A 21,959-nucleotide genomic window follows, 5' to 3' on the forward strand; every position below is an offset into this window, starting at 1 on the left:
GCTCTTATGCTAAAGAAATTAATTGTATGTTCTATCAGTCTGCATCTGGTTTTTGCCTGCAGTAACGCAGAAAAGGTAGCTGAAAATCAGCATGCTGAGCAACACACTGAGGCCTCTAATGCAAACGGAAAGGCAAGTGCACCAGATTATGAACAGGCGTACAGCAAGTTCCTGGAATTTGTTGCACAAAAACAGTTATTACCCGGCTATCAAGACTTCCATTCTGAGCTGAGCAATACCCTTGCAAGTGTGCAATCGGGCTGTGCCGATATGGCGTTAAATACTCAGGAATTGGCCCAGTTGCAGGGCCATTGGCGAGCCGCCATGAACCATTGGCAATCTGTAAATTGGTTTAAAATGGGGCCGGTTGCGGCAGAGAGTCGTCACAGTCGAATCCAGTATTGGCCGGACGGTAACCAGGCAGTTAAACGAGGCGTTGAAAAGTTGTTGTTAAGCAAAACCCCGGTACTTGACTCGCTGGCTAACCAGAATGTCGGTGCACAGGGGCTTCCGGCTTTGGAAGTGTTGTTATTTGAGCCCGCAGTGTACTCGGCCAATCCGGCAGATAAGTACTGTGAAGTAGTCCAGGCGATTGTGAGTAACCTGAATCAAATGGCAACAGAGGTAGTGGCAGAGTGGCAAAAGCCAAATGGATTTGCTGCGGCTTTTATGCAAGGACAAGAGCCGTATTCCGGTACTAAAGATGCGATGGAAGAGCTGCTGTCAAACTGGTTTGAACATTTTATCCTGCTTAAAGACAATAAAATGACCTATCCACTTGGCATAAGTGCTCCGGGCATACCGCAGCTGGCGGAGTCACCGTTCGCTGACCACAGCATGCAAAATTTACGGGTAAATCTGGCAGCCTCCGAGGCATTGATCAATGAAAACGAAGCACACAATCTTGTTGCTATTCTGGAGAATGCCGGAAAAACCGCATTAGCTCAGCAGATTAAGCAACAATGGCTTTCTGTTGCATCTGCTACAGCGTCCTTACCTGTATCTTTTACGGAATTATTAGACGACGACGCTGAAAGAGCGCAACTACTCAAGGTCAAAGAAGAGATTAGTAATTTGCAACAACTGCTGGCTGAAGATATGACCAAAAGTCTGCAACTTACTATCGGATTTAATGCACTTGACGGTGACTAGTCACCGCGTTTGGGAGCCATTCCCGTTCATTTGTGTCCCCTAAGCGGTGCAAAGTTTAAAGGTATTGAGGGTTATAAAATTGTCAGGTAGAAATTAAATCCGGAGCCAACAGCTTTATTGTGAAGCCCTTTTGCAAGCAGAAAATTGAAGAAGCTGTAAATAACTATTTAAAACATCTGGAAGCTCAGTTGGTTTATTAATACCCTGGTAATTGCTGGCCCGGGAAAGGGTAGAAGTAGGTTAAACAGGCATTAACGATTATGGGGGCACTGGAAATTTGCGGGCACAAGTTTAATACTTGTAAATGAGAAGTGTAATCATTATTCTTACGTGTGGTGAGTGGCAACCCCTGCTACGGTTGCTGATACACACGCCTTCTTAGTTGAAAACCACCAAACAACAGGATACCAAACTGCTATGCAGCAGGAGTTTGTGTTGGGAGTCAATGTGCACAATACCAATTCGGATATCCAGTCTGCTATGAACAGAGCCCTATGGTTTCGTATACACAGTTTTGTTGGTTTTAAACTGGCAATTTTGATGTCTTTTATTTTAGTTACCGGCACACTCGCCGTGCTATCTCACGAGTTAGATTGGGCCACCAACAAGGCGATGCGCGTGTCGCCTGACTCGGTCAATCGGTTGCGCTTTGATTCGGTTTACCGCGCCGCGTATGCACATTCTGAGCAAGGGCGTTTAATGTACATCAACGCTCCCATCGATCCCTGGTTTGCAACAGAAGCCATCTACCAATATCCACAAGGCTTGCATCGGCATTATTTTCATCCTGACAGCGGGGCCTATCAGGGGGATGGACGTTGGTATAATTGGCAACGATTTTTCAGAATGTCCCACCGTCACCTGATGCTTCCCACCGTCATTGGTATAACGGTTGTCGGGATTTTAGGGGTTTTTATGTTGCTGTCGTTGCTTACCAGCTTTGTTGTATATAAAGGTTGGTGGAAAGGCTTTAGTCGTCTGCCCAGAACCCGTAACAGGCAGCTATTTTGGGCTGATATGCACCGTCTTACCGGTGTCTGGAGTATGTGGTTTGTGCTGATTATTTCAGTAACGGGAGTATGGTATCTGGCAGAAAGATGGGGAGCTAACGCACAGTATCCACAACGGGCTAAAGCGGTTACTCAACAGGCTGTCAGCGAGGCGGTATTGCCTTCACCTGAGCGCTTTGAAGCATTGTTACATCAGGTGGCCGTGGAATATCCCGAGCTAAAAATAGAGCGAATCTTGTTGCCACAAAAAGCCGGTCAGACGGTCACTTTTCAGGGACAAGCAGAAGCGCTATTGGTGCGCCCACGTGTTAACGCGATGAGTTTTGATCCGGTCAGCGGAGAAACGTTGCAAATTCTGCGGGGGCAGGACATGAGCCTGCATGTTCGCATTTCAGAGGCTGCAGATCCTCTGCATTTTGGGACTTTCGCAGGCCTGACTTCTAAACTTATTTACTTTGTCTTCGGTATCGTTTTATGTGTACTTGCCATTAGCGGCACCTTTATATACGGAGTCAGAATTGCTAAAAATGACCGGCTATTGCGGCAATCGATTCAGCGTGAGGAGGCGGGAAGCAACGCGATTATCTGGCGAGCGGCAACAACTACAATGAGTTGGGGAAAGTGGCTTTCTGTGTTGTTTATTGCTGTATGTTTGGCACTTACTTTTTATATGTTTTCAGGGTTGTTTGACCTGTCCTGAATAAAAAAACGCTCCGTATCTGGAGCGTTTTTAAAATAGGCTGGTTTATAGCCTTAGAAGTTGTAGTTAACCTCGACAAAGGCACTGCGGGTTTCGCCGGGGAAATGACCGGTTCTGTCCAGGAATCCGGATTCAGCGTATTCTTTGTCAAACAGATTGTCTATGCGCAGCAACACACTGTAGTTGTCAACTTCGTAAATGATTGAAGCATCAGCAATAAAATAGGACTTAACTGTTTGGCCAGACAGGCTAAGACGCTCATCTACATAGTCACCGCCAAAGGCCAACGCCAGGTTGTATTCCGGTAACTGGTAACGGGTCCAGAAACCTAAGGTATTGCGAGGGGCATTAGCAAATTGGTCGCCGACATTGTTGCTAAAGCCACCACTGCCATTATCTTTTGTGATAACCGCGTCATTGTATGCATAGGCCAAACTCAGTACCCAGTTTTCGGTTAAGTCAGACAACACTTCTATTTCCAGACCGTCACTGGTGACTTCGCCCAACGCAGCCAGGTTGTCACGACCATCATTCTCCGGATCTGTACCGGTATTTTGCAGAATATTCTGACGTTTAATCTGGTAAATTGCAGCGCGGAACAGGGTGGATTCATTAAACAGTTCGGCATTTATACCTAATTCAATAATCTCTCCGGTGACCGGATCAAAAGAGCCGCCCACTTCTGTTGCCTGGTTACCGATGCTTTGCGGTTGGTAGGAGTCTGCCCACTGCGTATAGATTGAGACATTTTCTGATGGTTTGTATATTGCTCCCAGGCGGAAGGTTTGTTCTGTATCATCAAAGTCACTGCCTGCTGAGCTATCTTCAAACTTGTCGGTTCTGATGCCTGCTACCAGGGTGAATTGTTGCCACGCCAGTTCATTGAGTAGATAGGCGCCCTGGCGTTTTTGCGTGGAAGACGAATCTCGGTAACTCGGTAAATAACTGTCTGAGTCAGTTAATCCGTAATCCGGATCATTGAGTCTCAGTGGAACAATATCCGTTGCCAGCGATGTTCCCGAAAGGTATCTGGCCACTATCGCGGCGATATCATCATTACCGCTGTAAGGGCGATAGGTACCAAAGTAGCCGTCAAAATCGCCATCAAAATGCTCAATACCAAACGCGGTACGTTGTTGTGCACCGAATGCCGTTGACTGATACTCAAAGTTAATACCCACGGACGTAGATTGCTCTTCGCGGATTTGATCTCTAAATTCCCGAAGAACTAAATCGGGGATCTCATCCATGTCGAGGTCAATCAACACTCTGGGTTCGTGATATTGTTGATCTTGTTCATTATCGATAAACCGTACTTTCGCGTCATAGCTAAGATTACGGGTGATAGCACCTTCAAGGCTTACCTGAAAAACATCTGAGCGAAGGTTTAAAAAGTCGCTGGCTTCGTTATGATTCCAGCTCACATCGGTGTAGAACTCACCCTCATCATTGGTGGGCACACCACGTAATCTGTTGCCATCCAGATCCTGTGCATAATGGGTGTACTGGGTGGTGAGTAGGGCATTTTCAAATTCAAAGCGATAGCCCAGGTCGACAATGGTCACTTCGCTGGCGGTATTATCGCGAAATCCATCCTGTTCTTCGTAAAATAAGCCAACGCGACCACTTTGGTTGTTAAAGGTTTCTCCGGTTGCTTCTACCGAACCACCGAAACGCTTGTCAGTGCCTAAGATCAGGCGGGCATTTGCCTGTGTTTCAGTTTTGGGCTTTTTAGTGACATAGTTGAATATACCGCCCGGATCACCTGCACCATATAGCATACCGGCCGGACCTTTTAAAAAGTCTACCTGCTCGACATTAAACAGTTGCGGAACGTTGAATCCGACATAGGGATCTCCACGCAAGCCATCAAAGTAGATTTCTTCCTGACGAAAACCGCGTGCCGTTACGCCGGCATAACTGAATAAGCTGACACCGGCGATATTGCGATAGAGATCTTTGGCATCACGTGCTCCCTGGTCTTTGATCAAGTTTTCGTTGATGGACGTGATCATTTGGGTAGAATTGAGTGGGTCGACACTCAACTTCCCGGAATCGGATTCGCCGTTGCGATACAGATTAAGTGCCCGGCTGGTGACTTGAATTCTCTCCAGTGACTTTTGTTCTTGTTGTTCAGCCGCCTGCGTTGTTACGTCAGATTCAACTTGTTGCGCCAATGTCTGAAGCGGCATATGTAGTGCGCCTAAAATACCCACTGCGATCAGTGATTGTCGCATTGGGAGTACTGAATTACGTGAGTTGGATGATAACATTTTTGAAAAATTCCAAATTGATAGCGTGTGCTTGAGTGTATAAAGAATAAGAATGTCGCGAATGATAAGGATTATCATTCATGGTGGCAAATTGTTTATACTGTTTTTATATAAAGATGAGGTATAAGCAAGACATCGATTTTTTAAATATGACTAAAAGTTGTATTTGCTTCACAATCTACTGGTCTGATTAGATTCTATGTAAACTGATAAAAATGATGATTACACTTTCAACTAAATAAGGGTGGATTCAAATCAATTTAATAAAGATGTCTGAAGTACTTGCATAATTACTAACCTGAATCTTTAATTTAATGTGTACTGCACAAAAAGTGATAGCTCAATCGATTTTATAGCTGCTTTTACTGCGAGATGGTTGGCATCGGAGCCATTATGAAAATCCGTTTAACATGGGTGAGTCTTATTCTGGGATGTTTGCTGGTTATTAAACCGGGAATAAGTCTGGCTAATGACAAATCAATCGTACTGGTTTACCGCCAGCACAAGGAAACAGAAAATTACCACATTCCGGTACTCAGGAAAATTTATCGCGAATTGGGCTATCAGGTCGAGTTTGTAAAAGCCGAAGGGGCAGGCTCATTAAAGGAAGTAGAGGTAGGATTAGCCGACGGAGATGTCGCACGTTATAAGCGTTATCTACTGGATTTCCCAAATATCATGGTGCTTTCCCAGCCCTGGATAAGGGCGTGTGATTATCTTGTTTGTAACGATCAAGCGCAATGCAATGAATCTCTGTTTAACAACGATGAGGCGGTGCTGGCATCAACTATGCTGACGTCACCTTATTATGATTTCCAACATGCAGAGGCTGATATAATGCAGGTTAGTGAAAATGATCAGTTGCTCCGTTTATTAGATGAGAACCTGGTGGATGCAATCGTATTTTCTGTCGCTGGAGATTATTTGCAGGAGATTAATTCAGTTTATGCGATTAAAGAGTTGTACTGCGACACCATTCATCATTCGCTTAATATCAAACACAAAGCGCTATTACCGGAAGTAAATCAAAAACTAACAGAGTATTTAAAATCCAAAGGAAAGTCGGTTAGATTGAATTAAAAATAATAACCAAATTAAGAAATTTGGTGGGCGCTACTGGACTTGAACCAGTGACCCTCGCCTTGTAAGGGCGATGCTCTCCCAACTGAGCTAAGCGCCCACATAAAATGTGGATTGTTGAAGCCTGAAACGAAATCACTTTAGAGGTTAAAGTGGTGGGCGCTACTGGACTTGAACCAGTGACCCTCGCCTTGTAAGGGCGATGCTCTCCCAACTGAGCTAAGCGCCCGTTTCTTGCTTCGCTTACCGTCTCCGGTAAGTGGAGCGCCATTATAGGGATGCGCCGAAAACTGTCAACACCTAATCTAAAAAAAGTTAGTTAACTGGCTATTAATTCTACGTTGTTGTAATTGAATGTTCATTTTAAAAACACTGTGCCTGTAATTTGCACAATATGGCTGATTTACATCAGCCACCACCGGGCTAAAACAAACACTGCCATGCCCGTCAAAATAGTGATCAACATGTTATTTTGTAACCGGGCGATAATAAAAGCACTTAACACAGCCCACAAATAAGGATTACTTCCTGACAGTTGCAGCTCCCGTTGCTGAAAGAAACTGGATTGCACTATGATGACGGTCAGTACTGCAACAGGTACATATTGCAGAGCATCCTGAATCAGCTTTGGAAAACGCAATCGCTCAGACAATGCAAAGGGCAGGTACCTGGGAATAAAGGTAACTATGGCCATGGCTGCAATCAAAAGAATTTCATTCATACCTGTTCCTCTTGCAACTGACTATCTGTTTTTTTGCTGAAGCGCTCTGAAAACACACCTACAGCGATGGCGAAAAAGGCGGAGAACAATAATCCCAGCTGATAGGGCCAGTGATAAGTCAGTACTGCTGCAATAGCCGCTGCAATCATACAATACCAGTGACTGCTGGTTTTTAATGACGCCACCACAATGCCGGTAAAGGCCACAACCATAGCCACATCCAGGCCAAAATGTTGCAATTGAGGGAACTGGGCACCCACGGCAAACCCCATTGCGCTCCAGAATATCCAGTTAATATACATCAACAGTGCGGAGCCAGCGTAAAACCAACCCAGATGTTGTTTACTTTGAGTTGCGCGATTTACCACCACCGCAAAGGTTTCATCTGTCAGCGAAAAGGCCATGGCCACTTTTTGCCAGACGCTCTGTGTTTTTAAAAACGGGGTCAATGTCATGGCGTACAGGGTATGTCGCAGGTTTACCAAAAACACAGTAAATACGATTATGGGAAATTGCGCGCCGATGGCCATCAGGTTAAGGGCGATAAATTGTGAGGCCCCGGCGAAAACGAACATGGAAAGGGCAATAACTATCCAAAAACTCAATTGCAGTGCTTCGCCCAATGCGCCATAAACGATTGCAAACGGGATTGCCGCTATAATCAAAGGTAAACTGATTAACGCGCCTTGTGCAAACGTCTGACCCGGTGTGGGGGAGGGTAAAGGGCTATTGTCTGCATTTATTAATTGTTCGCTCATTGATTATAGACTCCTGCAATCAGCGATGAATTTCTGTTTCAGATAATAAAATGTTGGATAACGTTGCGCTTGTACATAATTGACCTGAAATAGATTATTTAATTTTGTGCCATCCAGGCTTTCTGAAAACGGCCAGGTGTGGTGCCCCACATGCGAACAAAATGTCGATTAAAGTGACTTTGGTCATTAAACCCAACAGCAATACCTGATTCTGTGGCACTTAAACCGGATTTTAATAATTCAGTGGCTTTTAACAGGCGCTTTTGATTTTGCCAGGCATGTGGCGGTAAACCCATGGTCTTTTGGAAAACACGAATTAAATAAAAAGGGTTTAAACCGGTTAATTGCGACAATTCTTCGGTAGTGATGGAATTGTGCAAATTCGCCATGATGTAATCACAGATTTGTCGGGCTGCCTTTTTATCTTTCTGGGTTTTCAACGGTGAGACAATGCCAGAGGCATGCCTCAATACCAACTGGCTCATCACCTGATAATAAATAGACTGGATTTCAAGGCTGTTGGTCTCAGAATTGGCCAGACTGAAAAACGTTCTGAATTGCCGGGCTAAATCTCTGTCAGAAACAACCGGATCTTTGAATAGTGGTGAACCTGTCTGGTTGGCAAATTGCGACAAGACTTCATTGAACATGCTTTCCAGCGGATAAATAGCCCGGTAGCGCCAGCCTTGTTCGGTGGCGGTTTGCCCATCGTGTATCTGGTCGGCGTTTACCAGAATAATGCAGTTTTCGCTGGCAATGTGGTTGCCACCACTGCGATAGAAGCGCTGTGCACCTTGCTCAATTACGCCTATGCAATAACCTTCGTGAGCGTGCCTGGAAAAACACTGCTTTTTAAATTGCGCGTTGAGCAGGGGCAGGTTGTCCAGTTCGGGAATAAACCGGTATTCAGCTTGCTCTTTAGTCAGGGCCTGGCTCACGAATTAGCGCTCTGTGATTTTTCAGGTAGTCAGAGTGCATGAAAAATGGCTGACTGAATAGTACAAAATTGACTATTTTTGCTGAAGTGAGAGGCCGGATACCATTCTTTTTGATCGTATTCACTGTTAAAATGCGCGCACTTTTTTAAACTCTTCATTAGGATAAACATGACAGTAGCGACGCGTTTTGCGCCCAGTCCCACCGGTTATTTGCACGTTGGTGGTGCCAGAACCGCATTATATTCCTGGTTATACACCAAAAATAAAGGCGGAAAATTTGTATTAAGAATCGAAGATACCGATATCGAACGTTCCACTCAGGAAGCGATAGATGCCATCTTAGAAGGAATGCAGTGGCTTGGTTTAGATTGGGACGACGGCCCTTACTATCAAACTAAGCGTTTTGATCGCTACAAAGAGTTAATTCAACAGTTGTTGGATGAAGGTAAAGCCTACAAGTGTTTTATGCCAGCTGCGGAACTGGATAAGATTCGCGAAGAGCAAATGGCCAAAGGCGAAAAACCCCGTTATCCAGGCACCTGGCGAGAGCGCACTGATCACCCGGAAGGGCAGCCTTATGCTATTCGTTTCAAAAACCCGCTGGAAGGCAAGGTGGTTATCAATGATCACATTCGCGGTAAAATAGAAATCGCGAATAGTGAATTGGATGATTTGATTATTCAGCGTAGTGACGGTACGCCCACTTATAATTTTTGTGTGGTGGTTGATGACTGGGATATGGGTATTACTCACGTAGTGCGTGGTGAAGATCACATTAACAATACGCCTCGTCAAATTAATATCCTGCAAGCGCTGGGGGCTCCGGTACCTGAATATGCACATGTTTCCATGATTTTGGGTGACGATGGTAAAAAGCTGTCAAAGCGTCACGGTGCTGTCAGCGTTATGCAATATCGCGATGATGGTTATTTGCCACAGGCATTATTGAATTATCTGGTGCGTCTGGGCTGGTCTCATGGCGATCAGGAAATTTTCAGCAAAGAAGAAATGATCGAATTGTTTAACCTTGATGCGATCTCATCTTCGGCTTCTGCTTTTAATACCGATAAGTTGATCTGGTTAAATCAACATTACATGAAAACCTTGCCAGCTTCAGAGGTGGCAGAACATTTAAAATGGCACTTTGAGCAACTGGGTGTTAATACTGAAAATGGTCCGGCACTGGAAGCCATTATCGCTATCCAGGCAGAGAGAGTGAAAACCCTGAAAGAGCTGGCGCAAATCAGTCAGTACTTTTACCAGGAATATGACGAGTTTGATGCGGGCGCTGCGAAAAAGCATTTACGTCCGGTGGCAAAAGATGCTCTGGAGTTGGTCGCGACTAAATTAGCAGCAGTTGAAGACTGGCAACCGGATAACATTCAGGCGGCAATCAATAATACTGCTGAAGAATTGGGCGTAGGTATGGGTAAAGTGGGTATGCCTTTGCGTGTTGCAGTAACCGGGTCTGGCAATTCGCCATCATTGGATGTGACATTAAACCTGTTAAATAAACAGCAAATTGCGCAACGAATCGACAAAGCGCTGAAATTTATAGCAGACAGAGAAAATAACTAAAAAAACCTTAAAAAAAGGTTTGACATAAAAACGTCACGTCTCTATTATGCGCCCCGCTGTCACGGAATGACAGACCAGCACAAAGGAATGACCGTAATCCTTACTTAAAGTGAAGGTTACAAATGGGGCCATAGCTCAGCTGGGAGAGCGCTTGCATGGCATGCAAGAGGTCGGCGGTTCGATCCCGCCTGGCTCCACCAAGTTCTCCTTGAGAACTGAAAATTGTCCTAAGTGTCCCCTTCGTCTAGAGGCCTAGGACACCGCCCTTTCACGGCGGTAACAGGGGTTCGAATCCCCTAGGGGACGCCACTTACTTTGTAAGTGCGGACATTGAAAGTGAAGAGCACTAGGCCGCTCATCATCCACTTTCAAAATGGCGCTATCCATTCAAACTGGCTTACCAGTATGTACCTAGGCAATTACTGGTAATAAGATTTGTGGCAGTTTACTGTCCCCTTCGTCTAGAGGCCTAGGACACCGCCCTTTCACGGCGGTAACAGGGGTTCGAATCCCCTAGGGGACGCCAAACAAGAAAGCCCGACCATTTATGGTCGGGCTTTTTCTTGCACTGTTTGGGATTAGAACCCAAAGGGTTCGACCAGATTGCCGGGAGCAATCTGGAACGCGCTTCAGCGCGGCCGCGAAGCGACGGAATACAGGACGTATTCCGTAATCCCTTGCGCCGATGCCTCAGTTTTTCTCAGTTTAAATTAGTCTATATTCCTGCTTGCAACCGGGCTTTTTTTTGCTTTTTGCTTTGTGCTTTGTGCAGGACTCACTCATGTCGTCGAACGTTTTACTTCCGAATGTTCACTTCAGGGTTTAGCCCGATGCTGCTAGTTGTTATAGTGCAGGCAAGTTCAACAGCACAGAGAACAACATCTTGAATCACTATTCATTTATTGCTGCCAGCGACGCAGATCTGATGACCCTGAACGACGCCCGGGCCCGTTCAGACATTCAGGTGACATTGACCTTGTCCTCTTTAGTTGAGTTAAGCACCTTAATCAGCCTGTTGCAGTCCGGGCTGTCGTTGGCGCTGAATATTAATATCGAAGGTGTTAAAGAAGTCTGGAGTGTCTCTGAAGAGCTGCAGGAAGTTGAGCAAACCGACTTTGATGGCTTCTATACAAGGTGGCTGGCGAAAACGCAGCGAGTAGATAGTGACGCTGAAAGGGACATGATGCAGCGGTTTCAGCGTTTTTTACCCGAATTTAATACAGCCAGAAACAAGTTGATTCTGCTGGAGCCAAAGTTACAGACCACGTTATTCGAATCCTCAGTCACCCGCGTTCAGTGATCTGCAGTTCTTGGTGTATCTGATTAGCTATCAAGGTCTGCTTTTGGAAGGTGTATGGCGAGTCATTTTACTGGCAATATGTGATGGATTATTTTAGTGTGAATAAAAAAGCGCGCTGAGCATTATGAAAAAAGTCAAAAACGAAAAAGAATTACTAAAAAAAGCCGTGGCCGTTGGTGAAACCTATGCCAAAAAAAGAGGCTATAACACCTTCACCAACACCACATCAGCAGATGCCAAAATTGAAGCGATATATCGACTGCTGGTTAATGATAAGTTGATCATTCCGCTGTCGGAAGACAAAGAAAATGGGGTCAACATGAAGCACCGGTTAGTAATGTGGATTGCTAACCAGTTACCTAAAGATCACCCCTTATTAGGTTGATTAAATGTCAGAAAAAATTGGCATATTTGTCGATGTGCAAAACATCTATTACACCACCAGACAAACCTTTCATCAGCATTTTGATTACAACGAGTTATGGCGGCTGATCACGACAGATAAGCAAGTGGTCATCGCCAATGCCTATGCGATAGCCAGCCATCAGGACAAACAAAAACAATTTCACAATATCCTTCGCGGTATCGGTTTTATGGTTAAACTGAAACCCTTTATCACCCGGGCTGACGGTTCGGCAAAAGGCGACTGGGATGTGGGTATGACCATTGATGTGATGGAACATGCGCGTTCCTGCGACAGAGTTTTTTTGCTTACCGGCGATGGTGATTTTGAATTACTGGTTCGCAAACTGCAGGATGACTATCAGGTGCCGGTCACGGTCATTTCCGTTGCAAAACTCACCGCAAATAATCTGATTCAGGCAGCAGACAGCCACATTGAAATTGATCAAACATTGCTCATTCAGAAGAAGAAATACTGATCGCTGGCAAATCAGCTAAATACTGCTAGGTTTTATAACAAACCAAACGACTATCAGAGTAGCCATGGCATTTGTCATTAATTCTGCCCGTAAAGACCTTGGTGGCTTTTCGGTTTCTCGTATTATCCCTATATAGTATACCCAAGCTACCCCAAGATGCCGTTTCAGAGCTCTCACAGCACTTTCAGTACAAGGCGTATGTGTAAAGGAATGTAGGTCACCTTTCAAACACATACAACGCAGTAATGGAAGTGCTGTGAAGCTCCCGAAGGGCGTGGCTAAAAAGCGTTTATTCTGCGCTAAAATGCCTTGACGTGAGAACAACCATGCCTGTGTCATTTTTGCTTGTTTAAACGCTTTTTCTCTCACGCTGAAATCGAGCATCTTGGGGTAGTTTGGGTATCTTCAGCGTTCGGTGGGGCCATTTGTGTTTGTGGATCACATGGGGCCCGCAGAATTCCCAGCAGGACAAGGCATTAATGTGCGGCCACATCCTCATATCGGGCTGGCGACCATCAGTTATCTGATGGAGGGCAGTATGTTGCACCGGGATAGTCTGGGTAGCATTCAGGAAATTCATCCCGGTGATGTTAACTGGATGACGGCGGGGAAGGGTATAGTGCACTCTGAGCGTGAAACCATCGAAACGCGGGGTAAAGATCACGTACTTAATGGATTACAGTGATTCAGGCAGCAGACAGCCACATTGAAATTGATCAAACATTGCTCATTCAGAAGAAGAAATACTGATCGCTGGCAAATCAGCTAAATACTGCTAGGTTTTATAACAAACCAAACGACTATCAGAGTAGCCATGGCATTTGTCATTAATTCTGCCCGTAAAGACCTTGGTGGCTTTTCGGTTTCTCGTATTATCCCCAATATTAATCAGCGTTCGGTGGGGCCATTTGTGTTTGTGGATCACATGGGGCCCGCAGAATTCCCAGCAGGACAAGGCATTAACGTGCGGCCACATCCTCATATCGGGCTGGCGACCATCAGTTATCTGATGGAGGGCAGTATGTTGCACCGGGATAGTCTGGGGAGCATTCAGGAGATTCATCCCGGTGATGTTAACTGGATGACGGCGGGGAAGGGCATAGTACACTCCGAGCGTGAAACCATCGAAACGCGGGGTAAAGATCACGTACTTAATGGATTACAGTGCTGGGTAGCCTTACCGGAAGATAAAACAGAAATGGAGCCAAGCTTTTTACATATCAATCGCTCTGCATTGCCCTATATTCACCGTGAAAATATATTGATGCGTTTAATTGCAGGCGAAGCCTATAACTATACTTCGCCGGTAAAAACCTATTCTCCGATGTTTTATCTGGATGCCATAACCGAAGTCGGCGCCGTTGTAGAACGCCCTTGTGCTGAGTCAGAGACCGCCTGTTACGTCATTTCAGGTACAGTCAAAATTGGCGACGAAGCATTTGAAGCCGGTCAATTTGTCATGTTAGAAAATGAAGAGTCCATTGAAACCCTGATTAACAGTCGTTATTTTCTGTTGGGGGGCAAAAAGCTGCCAAAACAACCTATTTTACGTTGGAATTTTTTGGCTTATTCAGAAGATAAGATTAAACAGGCTGAACAACGTTGGAAGGAAGGCAAGTTTCCCACAATTCCAGGTGATGATGTGGAGTATATTCCTTTGCCCTGATCGAGGTTAGGGCAAATTTACCCTGGTTTTGTTGCTTCTTAAACTGGCGTTTAATGTCAGGCTTGCTATTATCTGAGCAAAGGAAAATCGCTGATTATCAGGTGGCTAAGTTACTTACCGAATTCTGCGGAGAAGCTAAACTCATTCATGCAAAATTGTCTTAAAATCTTCACTAAGCTCTGCATTGTCATCTGGTTCACTTCTGGCTCATTGATGGTGTCTGCAGAAGAGGTTTTGCGCATATCTGTTGCCGAATTGCCGGATGTAGACAAACATCCAAAAGAAGAGTTGCATATTAATCTACTACAGGCTCTCGATGAACAATTGCCTGACATTCGCTTCGAAATTATCAAAATGCCATTTGCCCGCTCAATTGTGGAATTGGCCCGGGATCATGTCGATGCGCAATTGCCGATTCTCTATGATCCTCAGGATGCACTGGGCGCAACTGATTATATGATGCAAATGGGGGTTAAGCTCAGTGATCTAGCGTACACCGATGAGAACATTTACAGAGCCAGATTTGTGATTGTTTCTCGTGAAGAAATCGAAATAACCCCTACAAACTACGCGCAACACAGCATAGAAACTGACATTTCGCACGTGGCTTTTTTCAGCAATCGGTTTGTGGGAAGCCACAGCATGAAGGAAAGTATTGCCAAGGTACAAAGAGGAGAGTTGTCCGGCTACTTGTTTGAAGAGCACAAAGTGAAACAGGTTATCAGAGAGCTTGATTTCGTGGATCACCGCTTAAATACCTGGGCCTTTTATGACATTCGCTTTATGGTGCGCAACAGTCCGCAAGGGGCAAAAGTTAAATCTCTTCTGGATAAGGGAATTGCACAACTTAAGCAAAGTGGCGAATTCCAGGCTATCATGCACGACCTGATAAGCGAGCACGGTTACTGATTTTGATTACAGATACGACCAACAGTATAAAAATATCCAACACCGTTTATCTGGTGTTAGATGAGATAGAAATTAGCGCGATTCGCGCGCAGGGTAGCGGTGGTCAAAACGTTAACAAAGTATCCAGTGCTATCCATCTGAGGTTTGATATTTTAGCCTCATCCTTACCACAACGTATCAAAGATAATTTACTGCAACGCAGCGACAGCCGCCTCACATCTGATGGTGTACTGGTGATTAAAGCGCAGCAATTCAGAACCCAGGAAAAAAACAAAGCGGATGCCATCGAACGCCTGGTGGAACTGATCCAAAAGGCAAATCATATTCCCAAAACCAGGAAAGCCACTAAACCCACGAAAGCCTCACAAAAAAGGCGGGTGGATGCCAAAAAACAAGTGGGTAAAAACAAAATCCTGAGAAAAAAGGTCACGGACTACTGATAAATACCCGCTGCATTAAATATTTTCCCTCTCAGCGCAGCTTCAGGAACACTGGTTCCAGGCGTGTGAATAACAAATACTGATGGTCTGGAGCCGGTGCAGTTGATTCAGCAAGCTAAGCCAGCGGGTAACAAGTCGTAACAACCGGCCTATTCGCGATACTTCAGTTTGAGACGTTCAATATCTTGCAATATTAATCTGAACTCCTGGCCAACTGGTGTCAGAAACCACGCAGGCCCCGCACTAACACTGCTTTTGTTGAGTGGTTGCACAATGGCAAATTTTATCATTTTATCCAGGCATTCATGTAATGTCGCCGCTGGCAAATGAGACAGGGCACTATCGAGTTTTTCCCGGGTGTTTTTACCTTCGTGTAACAGTGTCATAATAGGCAAAATGGCGGTGGAACCAATACACTCCTTTACCAGTTCGATAAAGGCTTGATCATCCAATTGATTGCTGGTTACTGTGCTACTCAGGTTTTCCATGTGGGCTTGGTGTTTGTACTTAGTGTCATAAAAATATAGTCCATATGTTGAAAGAAACCTGTCACAGCAGAGAATAACAGACCAAACTATGAGTAAACCAAAGGACATAGAAAGCCCATGTAACAGACAGTGTTGTCTGGATTTGCAGGACATCTGTGTCGGTTGTAAACGCTCTATTCAGGAGATAATGGAATGGTCTGCAGCAACACCACAAAGAAAGCGTGAAATACTGTCTAACTGTTGCCAGCGACGACAGGAAAAGGGTAGCGACCCGGGATGAAACTGGTATCATGCTGCACTTTTAATATTCCTCCCAGGTATCAAACTCATTGTCTCTGAATTCTGAATCTCATGTTGGTAAAATCTATCTCGCTCCGATGGAAGGCGTTGTGGATCATTTAATGCGCGACATGTTAACCCGAATCGGTGGCTATGATATTTGTGTCACTGAATTTGTCAGAGTCGTGGATGCTTTGCTACCCGCCAAAGTCTTTACCCGACTTTGTCCGGAACTGCACAATGGAGGTTTAACACCCGCCGGCACACCTGTGCGGGTGCAGTTGTTAGGACAAAATCCCGAAGCCTTGGCGGCCAATGCCTGCCGTGCCGTAGAGCTGGGATCCCACGGTGTCGATTTGAATTTCGGTTGTCCCGCTAAAACCGTCAATAAACACCGCGGCGGAGCGGTTTTACTGAAAGATACTGAGTCCTTATATCAGATATTAAAGGCGGTGCGCCAGGCCGTGCCGGCGCATCAGATCGTCAGCGCAAAAATGCGTCTGGGCTTTGATGACAAGTCTTTAGCTGTCGACAATGCGCTGGCCCTGCAGGAAGGCGGAGCGGATATGTTAGTGATCCATGCCCGCACCAAACGGGAAGGTTACAATCCGCCGGCCTATTGGGACTGGATTGCCCGCATCAAAGAAAAGATTGATATTCCGGTTGTGGCGAATGGCGAGATCTGGACCGCGGCAGATGCGAAACGTTGTGCACAGCAATCAGGTTGTCAGGATCTCATGCTGGGTCGCGGCGCTTTGGCCCATCCAGGTCTGGCTCTGAGTATCAGGCAAGGCCAACCTGAAATGCATTGGCAGGCCATGCTGCAATTACTCATCCAATACAGTGGCTATGAACTGTATGGTGCTAAGGGTAAATATTATCCCAATCGCGTCAAACAATGGTTGCGCTATCTGCAGATACAGTTTCCTGAAGCCCGCGTATTATTTGAAGTGGTGCGCCGCCTGCAAACGGCAAAAGACATCGTGGCTCTACTCAAAGCGCAATCTGATTTTACCGCTAATCATGCCATCCCAGACAGATCCGATTTGCCCATAAATTTGTGATCTGATTTGTCAAAATTCGTTTATCCGTTATATCTTTAGGTTCTGCTAATGAGTTAAATGCGCTCGTAAGAGAAAGTCATTAGTCGTAAAAATTATAAATGGAGTATCTCAGTAAACCGCTGTTACAAGGCCGTTGCGGGTTAATGGTAACGCTGCTGTGACGGTGTACTCACTGAGGTTTAATCTGAAAATAAACGTAGAGCAACCGATGAAAATACCCAACAATAACCGGCTCGTTAAGGGCGGGCTGAGACATCTCTCTGTGCTTGCACTGTCTGTGGGTTTAGCAAGTAACGCTATTGCTGATGACCATGAAGAGAAAACCGAGCAACAAGACCCTTACGTAGAAGTTAACCCCAATCCATTTCCCAGCACCTATCAACCGGCAGACAGTGGCACTGTGCTAATCACCAATGTCACCTTGCTGGATGGTATAGGCGGGCGTTTAGATAATGCCTCTGTACTGATTGAAAACGGTGACATCAAACAAGTGGGCAGCAACATCAGCGCGGTTGAGGCGACCGTGATTGATGGCACCGGAAAATGGTTAACGCCCGGGATTATCGATAACCACAGCCACCTGGGGGTTTATCCTACACCAGATGTAGATAGTCATGCCGATGGTAACGAAATGACAACGCCGGTTACCGCTGAAGTCTGGTCAGAACATTCAGTGTGGCCGCAGGACCCAGGATTTTCTGCCGCTCTGGCGGGGGGAGTCACCACTTTGCAGATACTGCCAGGTTCCGCAAATTTGGTAGGGGGACGTGCAGTAACCCTCAAAAATGTACCCGACCGCACCGTGCAGGATATGAAGTTCCCCGATGCCCCTTATGGCATGAAGATGGCCTGTGGTGAAAATCCAAAACGGGTTTATGGCGGCAAAGGTGGTCCCATGACTCGCATGGGTAATGTGGCCGGATATCGCAAGGAGTGGATAGCCGCGACAGAATACAAACAAAAATGGGACAAATACAAAAAAGAATATGCCGAAGGCAAGAATCCTGCCGCACCCACTCGCGACTTAAAACTGGAAACCCTGATGGGCGTGCTGGAAGGGGAAATTCTGGTGCATATGCATTGTTATCGCGCCGATGAGATGGCGGTGATGATGGATGTAATGAAAGAGTTCGATTATCAAATTACCAGCTTCCACCACGCAGTCGAAGGGTACAAAATTGCTGACAAACTGGCTGAGAACAATGTTTGTGCCTCCATGTGGGCCGACTGGTGGGGCTTTAAAATGGAAGCCTATGACGGCATTCTGGAAAATATTCCTTTGGTAGCTAACGCCGGTGGCTGTGCCATTGTGCACTCTGATTCCGATTTGGGGATTCAGCGACTCAATCAGGAAGCCGCAAAAGCGCTGGCCAATGGTAAAAAAGCGGGCATCGAATTTACTAAAGCGCAGGCCTGGGAATGGTTATCCGCCAATCCGGCTCGTTCGTTGGGCGTATTTGATCAGACTGGTTCTGTTGAACCCGGTAAAGATGCTGATTTAGTGTTGTGGAGTGGCGACCCGTTTTCCACCTATACGCAAGCTGAGCAGGTATTTATTGACGGGGTAAAGGTTTACGAAAAAGGCAATGATGCTCTGTGGCCGGTTACAGACTTCGAGTTAGATCAACCAGGCGAGGGAGAACTATAATGAAACATTTCAACAAAACCGCGCTGGCCATTGCCGCTTCGGCTGTCATTTTTTCTGCTCAGTCAATTGCCGAAAATATTGCTATCGTGGGGGGCACGGCGTTCACCATGACCGGACAGGGCAAAGTGGAAAATGCCACCATTCTTATAGAAGATGAGGTAATTAAATCCGTAAAATCTGGCGGCTCAGTGCCTTCGGGTTATAAAACCATTGATGCCGCGGGCAAATGGGTAACACCGGGTATTATTGGTGCCTATACGTCACTGGGACTGGTGGACGTGGAATACTCCGCTGGCATCGCAGATTATTCCGCAAAACTGGAGGATTCAGGGTATCTGGGTACCCAGATAGAGACTAAATATGCGGTTAATCCCGACTCCAGCCTGATAAATATTGCCCGTATTGAAGGTATCACCAGCGCTGCCAGTGTCATGGCCGATACCGATACCTTTTTTCAGGGGCAGGGGGCATTTATCAGCCTTGGCGATAAGGTTAATCCTATTGTTAAAGGCAATGCGGTTATGCTACTGGATATGACCGGTGGGAAAATAGACAGTAGTTCCGGCTCACGAGCGGTGGCCTGGCCAAAACTCATGTCGGTGTTGCAGGAAGCAGCCAGTTTAAAAGGCAAAACGCTGCGCAAGAAGGACGACTGGGATGGCGATCTGACTAAAACTGAAGTCAATGCGCTGGTGCCGGTCATGAAAGGTGATATGCCATTGCTGATTACAGTTAACCGCACAATGGATATTCGTCATATTATCCACATCAAGCAAAAATTTGAGGACCTGAAAATTGTGCTGGTGCACGCAACGGAAGCGTGGCGAGTCGCAGACGAGTTAGCAGCCCATGACATTGCAGTTATTCTCAGACCTGAATCCAACCTGCCTTACGATTTTGATGAATTGGGCGCTACCCTGAGTAACGCCGCGAGGCTGGATGCGGCTGGGGTCAAAGTGGCCATTGGCATGGACACCCACAACGCGCGATTGGTAATGCAACATGCCGGTAATGCTGTGGCCAATGGCTTACCCTGGGAAAAAGGCCTGGCGTCTATTACTTCTGTTGCGGCAGAAGTGTTGGGCGTTGCTGACAGCCACGGTAGCCTGGAAAAAGGCAAGAGTGCTGATGTGGTGGTGTGGTCTGGCGATCCACTGGAAGTGATGAGTTATGCGGAAACGGTTGTGATTGATGGTGAGCAAATCCCCATGACTTCAAGACAGTCCAAACTGCGTGACCGCTATCTGCAAATGCAATCCGACAAGGCTTATCGCTATATAAAACCTTAAACACATGGCAATTAAAAAAGGCGCTTCAATGATTGAAGCGCCTTTTTTGTGATTCTTAGCGGTCAGACACTGACGTCTACATTACCGCCCACTCGCTGATTGGGGTTTGCCTGCCGGGCTTCGTTTTGAGCCTGCTCAGCAGAGCGTGAACTGGCCTCCTGAGCTTCATTACTTTCCTGGGATTGCTCCTGACGCTCTGCACGCAATGTTTCCTGCGCTTCGCGGCGTTGCTCGACTTCTGCCTGGTTTTGTAGTTCAGTTTGCTGAATACTGGCCTGAAAGGTTGCAGGCGAACCACCTGAAATTGCACCCATAATAATACCTCGTTTCGTTTTACCTACTCTTACGAGTTTAGCTTAAAAAAAGAACAATTTCCCGTAAAAAATGTAACTTGCTTGCCGATACAGTAAGTTGGCTCTGTATTATTGAAACAGCAAAGGCCCCAGGCGTTGTGCCATCCAGTCGGCCAGCTGGGGCTGTGCATCCTTGTTGGGGTGCAGTCCGTCCCGTTGCATCAATTCCGGCTTTAGGGCAATGTCTTCCAGAAAAAAGCTGATTAGTGGCAGTTCAAATTCATCTGACAGTTCGCTGTAGCTTTCAGTGAACATGCGGGTATAGCGAGGGCCATAATTGGTCGGAATACGCATTTCCTGCAAAATAACCTTAATGTCCTGCTCCTGAGCGGTAGTAATTATTTTCGCTAAATTTTGTTTCATTTTGTTAATGGGGTAGCCGCGTAGCCCATCGTTGGCCCCTAACTCAAGGTAAAGGTGACTGGGTTGGTGTTGTGTCAACAGCCGGTTGAGCCGTTGCAAACCACCGTCTGAGGTCTCGCCGCTGATAGCAGCATTAACGATTTCGATGTTTTTATCTGTCCAGCTTTTTTGTAACAATGCAACCCAGCCGTCCTCTTGTTTTAGGTTATAGGCTGCGCTTAAGCTATCCCCTAATACCAATAACTTGACCTCGCGGGCTTGCAAGTGATCTGAAAAGACCCATAACGGTATAAGCAAAAGAAGAAATTTGAGACGAAATAGCACGATGAATACAGCTCCTGAATATATGATTTCTACCGACAGTATCACCAAAAAAGTGACAACTTCTGAAGGACCTTTGCAGATCCTTCAACCAATTAGCTTTGATGTCAAGGCGGGAGAAACGATCGCAATCGTGGGGGCATCGGGTTCCGGTAAGTCCACATTGCTGGGTTTATTAGCCGGGCTGGACGAAGTCAGCTCAGGTAAAATTCATCTGGATGGTGCAGCACTGCACACCATGGATGAAGAACAGCGGGCCCGATTGCGGGGTGAAAAAGTGGGCTTTATCTTTCAGTCGTTTATGTTAGTGCAAAGTCTGACTGCTTTGGAAAATGTCATGTTGCCGGCAGAAATCGCCGGGCTGGACAATCCTGAAGCCCTGGCCAACGAATTGTTGGAAAAGGTCGGTCTTAGCCATCGTGCAAGCCATTTCCCCAATCAGTTGTCTGGTGGTGAGCAACAGCGTGTGGCCATTGCCCGTGCTTTTATTACCCAGCCGAAAATTTTATTCGCCGATGAACCCACCGGTAATCTGGATGCGGCAAATGGCGAGAAGGTGGAAAAACTTTTGTTCGAACTTAATGAGTCAGCGCACACGACGTTGGTATTAGTCACTCACGATACAGAGCTGGCGGATAAATGTGAAAGACAACTGTTGATGCATGCCGGAGAACTAACCGAAAAACAATCGGATTCGCCTCAGGCAAAAGGTGATGAACCGCAGTTAAAAGCAATCTGAAGGGAGCCG

At 46.1% G+C, this 21,959-nt stretch carries 22 protein-coding genes, 5 tRNA genes and 1 pseudogene; 19 read left to right on the forward strand and 9 right to left on the reverse strand.

The annotated features are described in order from the left end of the window. Positions 1-6: 6 nt before the first annotated feature. Positions 7-1,152, forward strand: coding sequence for an imelysin family protein (locus tag AC0J20_RS06035; RefSeq protein ID WP_473021008.1), 1,146 nt, complete (start codon positions 7-9; stop codon positions 1,150-1,152). Between the two features lie 417 nt (positions 1,153-1,569). Further along, complete coding sequence (locus AC0J20_RS06040) at positions 1,570-2,862, forward strand: PepSY-associated TM helix domain-containing protein (RefSeq protein ID WP_473021009.1); 1,293 nt, start codon at positions 1,570-1,572, stop codon at positions 2,860-2,862. A 53-nt stretch (positions 2,863-2,915) separates the two neighbouring features. On the opposite strand, the gene AC0J20_RS06045 is transcribed toward AC0J20_RS06040, so the two are convergent. Further along, positions 2,916-5,099, reverse strand: a complete 2,184-nt coding sequence (locus AC0J20_RS06045) for a TonB-dependent siderophore receptor (RefSeq protein WP_473021010.1) — start codon at positions 5,097-5,099, stop codon at positions 2,916-2,918. A 429-nt stretch (positions 5,100-5,528) separates the two neighbouring features. Here AC0J20_RS06045 and AC0J20_RS06050 point away from each other — a divergent pair, with 429 nt between their 5' ends. After that, positions 5,529-6,215 (forward strand): hypothetical protein, encoded by a 687-nt coding sequence (locus tag AC0J20_RS06050; protein ID WP_473021011.1) that lies wholly within the window; start codon positions 5,529-5,531, stop codon positions 6,213-6,215. 24 nt (positions 6,216-6,239) lie between these two features. Here AC0J20_RS06050 and AC0J20_RS06055 read toward each other — a convergent pair. The 5 genes from AC0J20_RS06055 to AC0J20_RS06075 all read right to left on the reverse strand — a co-directional run bounded on the left by AC0J20_RS06055 (position 6,240) and on the right by AC0J20_RS06075 (position 8,632). Continuing rightward, positions 6,240-6,315 (reverse strand) — tRNA-Val (locus AC0J20_RS06055). Between the two features lie 53 nt (positions 6,316-6,368). Further along, positions 6,369-6,444 (reverse strand) — tRNA-Val (locus AC0J20_RS06060). Positions 6,445-6,618: 174 nt separating this feature from the next. Beyond that, entirely contained in the window at positions 6,619-6,936 is a 318-nt protein-coding gene (locus AC0J20_RS06065; RefSeq protein ID WP_473021012.1) for an AzlD domain-containing protein, read from the reverse strand. Then, positions 6,933-7,694, reverse strand: coding sequence for an AzlC family ABC transporter permease (locus tag AC0J20_RS06070; RefSeq protein WP_473021013.1), 762 nt, complete (start codon positions 7,692-7,694; stop codon positions 6,933-6,935). The genes AC0J20_RS06065 and AC0J20_RS06070 overlap by 4 nt, the downstream gene beginning before the upstream one ends. Before the next feature lie 98 nt (positions 7,695-7,792). Further along, positions 7,793-8,632 (reverse strand): AraC family ligand binding domain-containing protein, encoded by an 840-nt coding sequence (locus AC0J20_RS06075; protein WP_473021014.1) that lies wholly within the window; start codon positions 8,630-8,632, stop codon positions 7,793-7,795. 168 nt (positions 8,633-8,800) lie between these two features. On the opposite strand from AC0J20_RS06075, the gene gltX reads away from it, so the two are divergent. The 11 genes and pseudogenes from gltX (at position 8,801) to arfB (ending at position 15,406) form a co-directional block, all read left to right on the forward strand. Continuing rightward, entirely contained in the window at positions 8,801-10,210 is a 1,410-nt protein-coding gene (gene gltX, locus AC0J20_RS06080) for a glutamate--tRNA ligase (RefSeq protein ID WP_473021015.1), read from the forward strand. Positions 10,211-10,334: 124 nt separating this feature from the next. Beyond that, a tRNA-Ala gene (locus AC0J20_RS06085) sits at positions 10,335-10,410 on the forward strand. A 33-nt stretch (positions 10,411-10,443) separates the two neighbouring features. After that, a tRNA-Glu gene (locus tag AC0J20_RS06090) sits at positions 10,444-10,519 on the forward strand. A gap of 141 nt (positions 10,520-10,660) precedes the next feature. Further along, a tRNA-Glu gene (locus AC0J20_RS06095) sits at positions 10,661-10,736 on the forward strand. A 357-nt stretch (positions 10,737-11,093) separates the two neighbouring features. After that, entirely contained in the window at positions 11,094-11,510 is a 417-nt protein-coding gene (locus AC0J20_RS06100) for a hypothetical protein (protein ID WP_473021016.1), read from the forward strand. A gap of 124 nt (positions 11,511-11,634) precedes the next feature. Continuing rightward, positions 11,635-11,895: a DUF5062 family protein gene (locus AC0J20_RS06105; protein ID WP_229530720.1), complete on the forward strand. Its 261-nt coding sequence runs from the start codon at positions 11,635-11,637 to the stop codon at positions 11,893-11,895. A gap of 4 nt (positions 11,896-11,899) precedes the next feature. Then, positions 11,900-12,391, forward strand: a complete 492-nt coding sequence (locus tag AC0J20_RS06110; RefSeq protein WP_229530721.1) for a LabA-like NYN domain-containing protein — start codon at positions 11,900-11,902, stop codon at positions 12,389-12,391. A gap of 406 nt (positions 12,392-12,797) precedes the next feature. Then, positions 12,798-13,073: pseudogene (locus AC0J20_RS06115) on the forward strand (pirin family protein); the annotation flags it as partial. A 132-nt stretch (positions 13,074-13,205) separates the two neighbouring features. Beyond that, the gene (locus tag AC0J20_RS06120) at positions 13,206-14,057 is read left to right on the forward strand and encodes a pirin family protein (protein WP_473021017.1); all 852 of its coding nucleotides are present in this window, start codon (positions 13,206-13,208) and stop codon (positions 14,055-14,057) included. A gap of 147 nt (positions 14,058-14,204) precedes the next feature. Further along, on the forward strand, positions 14,205-14,966 hold the full coding sequence (locus tag AC0J20_RS06125; RefSeq protein ID WP_473021018.1) for a hypothetical protein: 762 nt from the start codon (positions 14,205-14,207) through the stop codon (positions 14,964-14,966). A 2-nt stretch (positions 14,967-14,968) separates the two neighbouring features. Then, on the forward strand, positions 14,969-15,406 hold the full coding sequence (arfB, locus tag AC0J20_RS06130) for an alternative ribosome rescue aminoacyl-tRNA hydrolase ArfB (RefSeq protein WP_229530724.1): 438 nt from the start codon (positions 14,969-14,971) through the stop codon (positions 15,404-15,406). Between the two features lie 149 nt (positions 15,407-15,555). On the opposite strand, the gene AC0J20_RS06135 is transcribed toward arfB, so the two are convergent. Further along, a complete protein-coding gene (locus AC0J20_RS06135; protein WP_229530725.1) occupies positions 15,556-15,894 on the reverse strand; it encodes a hypothetical protein in 339 nt (112 codons plus the stop codon). Positions 15,895-15,982: 88 nt separating this feature from the next. On the opposite strand from AC0J20_RS06135, the gene AC0J20_RS06140 reads away from it, so the two are divergent. The 4 genes from AC0J20_RS06140 to AC0J20_RS06155 all read left to right on the forward strand — a co-directional run bounded on the left by AC0J20_RS06140 (position 15,983) and on the right by AC0J20_RS06155 (position 20,174). Further along, complete coding sequence (locus AC0J20_RS06140; protein WP_473021019.1) at positions 15,983-16,174, forward strand: DUF1289 domain-containing protein; 192 nt, start codon at positions 15,983-15,985, stop codon at positions 16,172-16,174. A gap of 97 nt (positions 16,175-16,271) precedes the next feature. Next, the gene (locus tag AC0J20_RS06145) at positions 16,272-17,237 is read left to right on the forward strand and encodes a tRNA-dihydrouridine synthase (RefSeq protein ID WP_473021064.1); all 966 of its coding nucleotides are present in this window, start codon (positions 16,272-16,274) and stop codon (positions 17,235-17,237) included. Positions 17,238-17,445: 208 nt separating this feature from the next. Further along, positions 17,446-18,885, forward strand: a complete 1,440-nt coding sequence (locus AC0J20_RS06150) for an amidohydrolase (RefSeq protein WP_229530727.1) — start codon at positions 17,446-17,448, stop codon at positions 18,883-18,885. Then, positions 18,885-20,174 (forward strand): amidohydrolase family protein, encoded by a 1,290-nt coding sequence (locus AC0J20_RS06155; RefSeq protein ID WP_473021020.1) that lies wholly within the window; start codon positions 18,885-18,887, stop codon positions 20,172-20,174. The genes AC0J20_RS06150 and AC0J20_RS06155 overlap by 1 nt, the downstream gene beginning before the upstream one ends. Before the next feature lie 62 nt (positions 20,175-20,236). On the opposite strand, the gene AC0J20_RS06160 is transcribed toward AC0J20_RS06155, so the two are convergent. Next, complete coding sequence (locus tag AC0J20_RS06160; RefSeq protein ID WP_229530729.1) at positions 20,237-20,488, reverse strand: hypothetical protein; 252 nt, start codon at positions 20,486-20,488, stop codon at positions 20,237-20,239. A 108-nt stretch (positions 20,489-20,596) separates the two neighbouring features. Then, positions 20,597-21,154 (reverse strand): arylesterase, encoded by a 558-nt coding sequence (locus AC0J20_RS06165; RefSeq protein WP_229530730.1) that lies wholly within the window; start codon positions 21,152-21,154, stop codon positions 20,597-20,599. Between the two features lie 82 nt (positions 21,155-21,236). Here AC0J20_RS06165 and AC0J20_RS06170 point away from each other — a divergent pair, with 82 nt between their 5' ends. Further along, the gene (locus AC0J20_RS06170) at positions 21,237-21,950 is read left to right on the forward strand and encodes an ABC transporter ATP-binding protein (RefSeq protein ID WP_473021065.1); all 714 of its coding nucleotides are present in this window, start codon (positions 21,237-21,239) and stop codon (positions 21,948-21,950) included. Positions 21,951-21,959: the final 9 nt, after the last annotated feature.

This window comes from Planctobacterium sp. R6, from assembly GCF_055755215.1.

Excerpts from the sequence above, each read along its gene's own strand:
- AC0J20_RS06035 (WP_473021008.1), top strand. The coding sequence starts at position 7 with ATGCTAAAGAAATTAATTGTATGTTCTATCAGTCTGCATCTGGTTTTT.
- AC0J20_RS06040 (WP_473021009.1), top strand. The coding sequence starts at position 1,570 with ATGCAGCAGGAGTTTGTGTTGGGAGTCAATGTGCACAATACCAATTCG.
- AC0J20_RS06045 (WP_473021010.1), bottom strand. The coding sequence starts at position 5,099 with ATGCGACAATCACTGATCGCAGTGGGTATTTTAGGCGCACTACATATG.
- AC0J20_RS06050 (WP_473021011.1), top strand. The coding sequence starts at position 5,529 with ATGAAAATCCGTTTAACATGGGTGAGTCTTATTCTGGGATGTTTGCTG.
- AC0J20_RS06065 (WP_473021012.1), bottom strand. The coding sequence starts at position 6,936 with ATGAATGAAATTCTTTTGATTGCAGCCATGGCCATAGTTACCTTTATT.
- AC0J20_RS06070 (WP_473021013.1), bottom strand. The coding sequence starts at position 7,694 with ATGAGCGAACAATTAATAAATGCAGACAATAGCCCTTTACCCTCCCCC.
- gltX (WP_473021015.1), top strand. The coding sequence starts at position 8,801 with ATGACAGTAGCGACGCGTTTTGCGCCCAGTCCCACCGGTTATTTGCAC.
- AC0J20_RS06105 (WP_229530720.1), top strand. The coding sequence starts at position 11,635 with ATGAAAAAAGTCAAAAACGAAAAAGAATTACTAAAAAAAGCCGTGGCC.
- AC0J20_RS06110 (WP_229530721.1), top strand. The coding sequence starts at position 11,900 with ATGTCAGAAAAAATTGGCATATTTGTCGATGTGCAAAACATCTATTAC.
- AC0J20_RS06120 (WP_473021017.1), top strand. The coding sequence starts at position 13,206 with ATGGCATTTGTCATTAATTCTGCCCGTAAAGACCTTGGTGGCTTTTCG.
- AC0J20_RS06125 (WP_473021018.1), top strand. The coding sequence starts at position 14,205 with ATGCAAAATTGTCTTAAAATCTTCACTAAGCTCTGCATTGTCATCTGG.
- AC0J20_RS06135 (WP_229530725.1), bottom strand. The coding sequence starts at position 15,894 with ATGGAAAACCTGAGTAGCACAGTAACCAGCAATCAATTGGATGATCAA.
- AC0J20_RS06140 (WP_473021019.1), top strand. The coding sequence starts at position 15,983 with ATGAGTAAACCAAAGGACATAGAAAGCCCATGTAACAGACAGTGTTGT.
- AC0J20_RS06145 (WP_473021064.1), top strand. The coding sequence starts at position 16,272 with ATGGAAGGCGTTGTGGATCATTTAATGCGCGACATGTTAACCCGAATC.
- AC0J20_RS06150 (WP_229530727.1), top strand. The coding sequence starts at position 17,446 with ATGAAAATACCCAACAATAACCGGCTCGTTAAGGGCGGGCTGAGACAT.
- AC0J20_RS06155 (WP_473021020.1), top strand. The coding sequence starts at position 18,885 with ATGAAACATTTCAACAAAACCGCGCTGGCCATTGCCGCTTCGGCTGTC.
- AC0J20_RS06160 (WP_229530729.1), bottom strand. The coding sequence starts at position 20,488 with ATGGGTGCAATTTCAGGTGGTTCGCCTGCAACCTTTCAGGCCAGTATT.
- AC0J20_RS06170 (WP_473021065.1), top strand. The coding sequence starts at position 21,237 with ATGATTTCTACCGACAGTATCACCAAAAAAGTGACAACTTCTGAAGGA.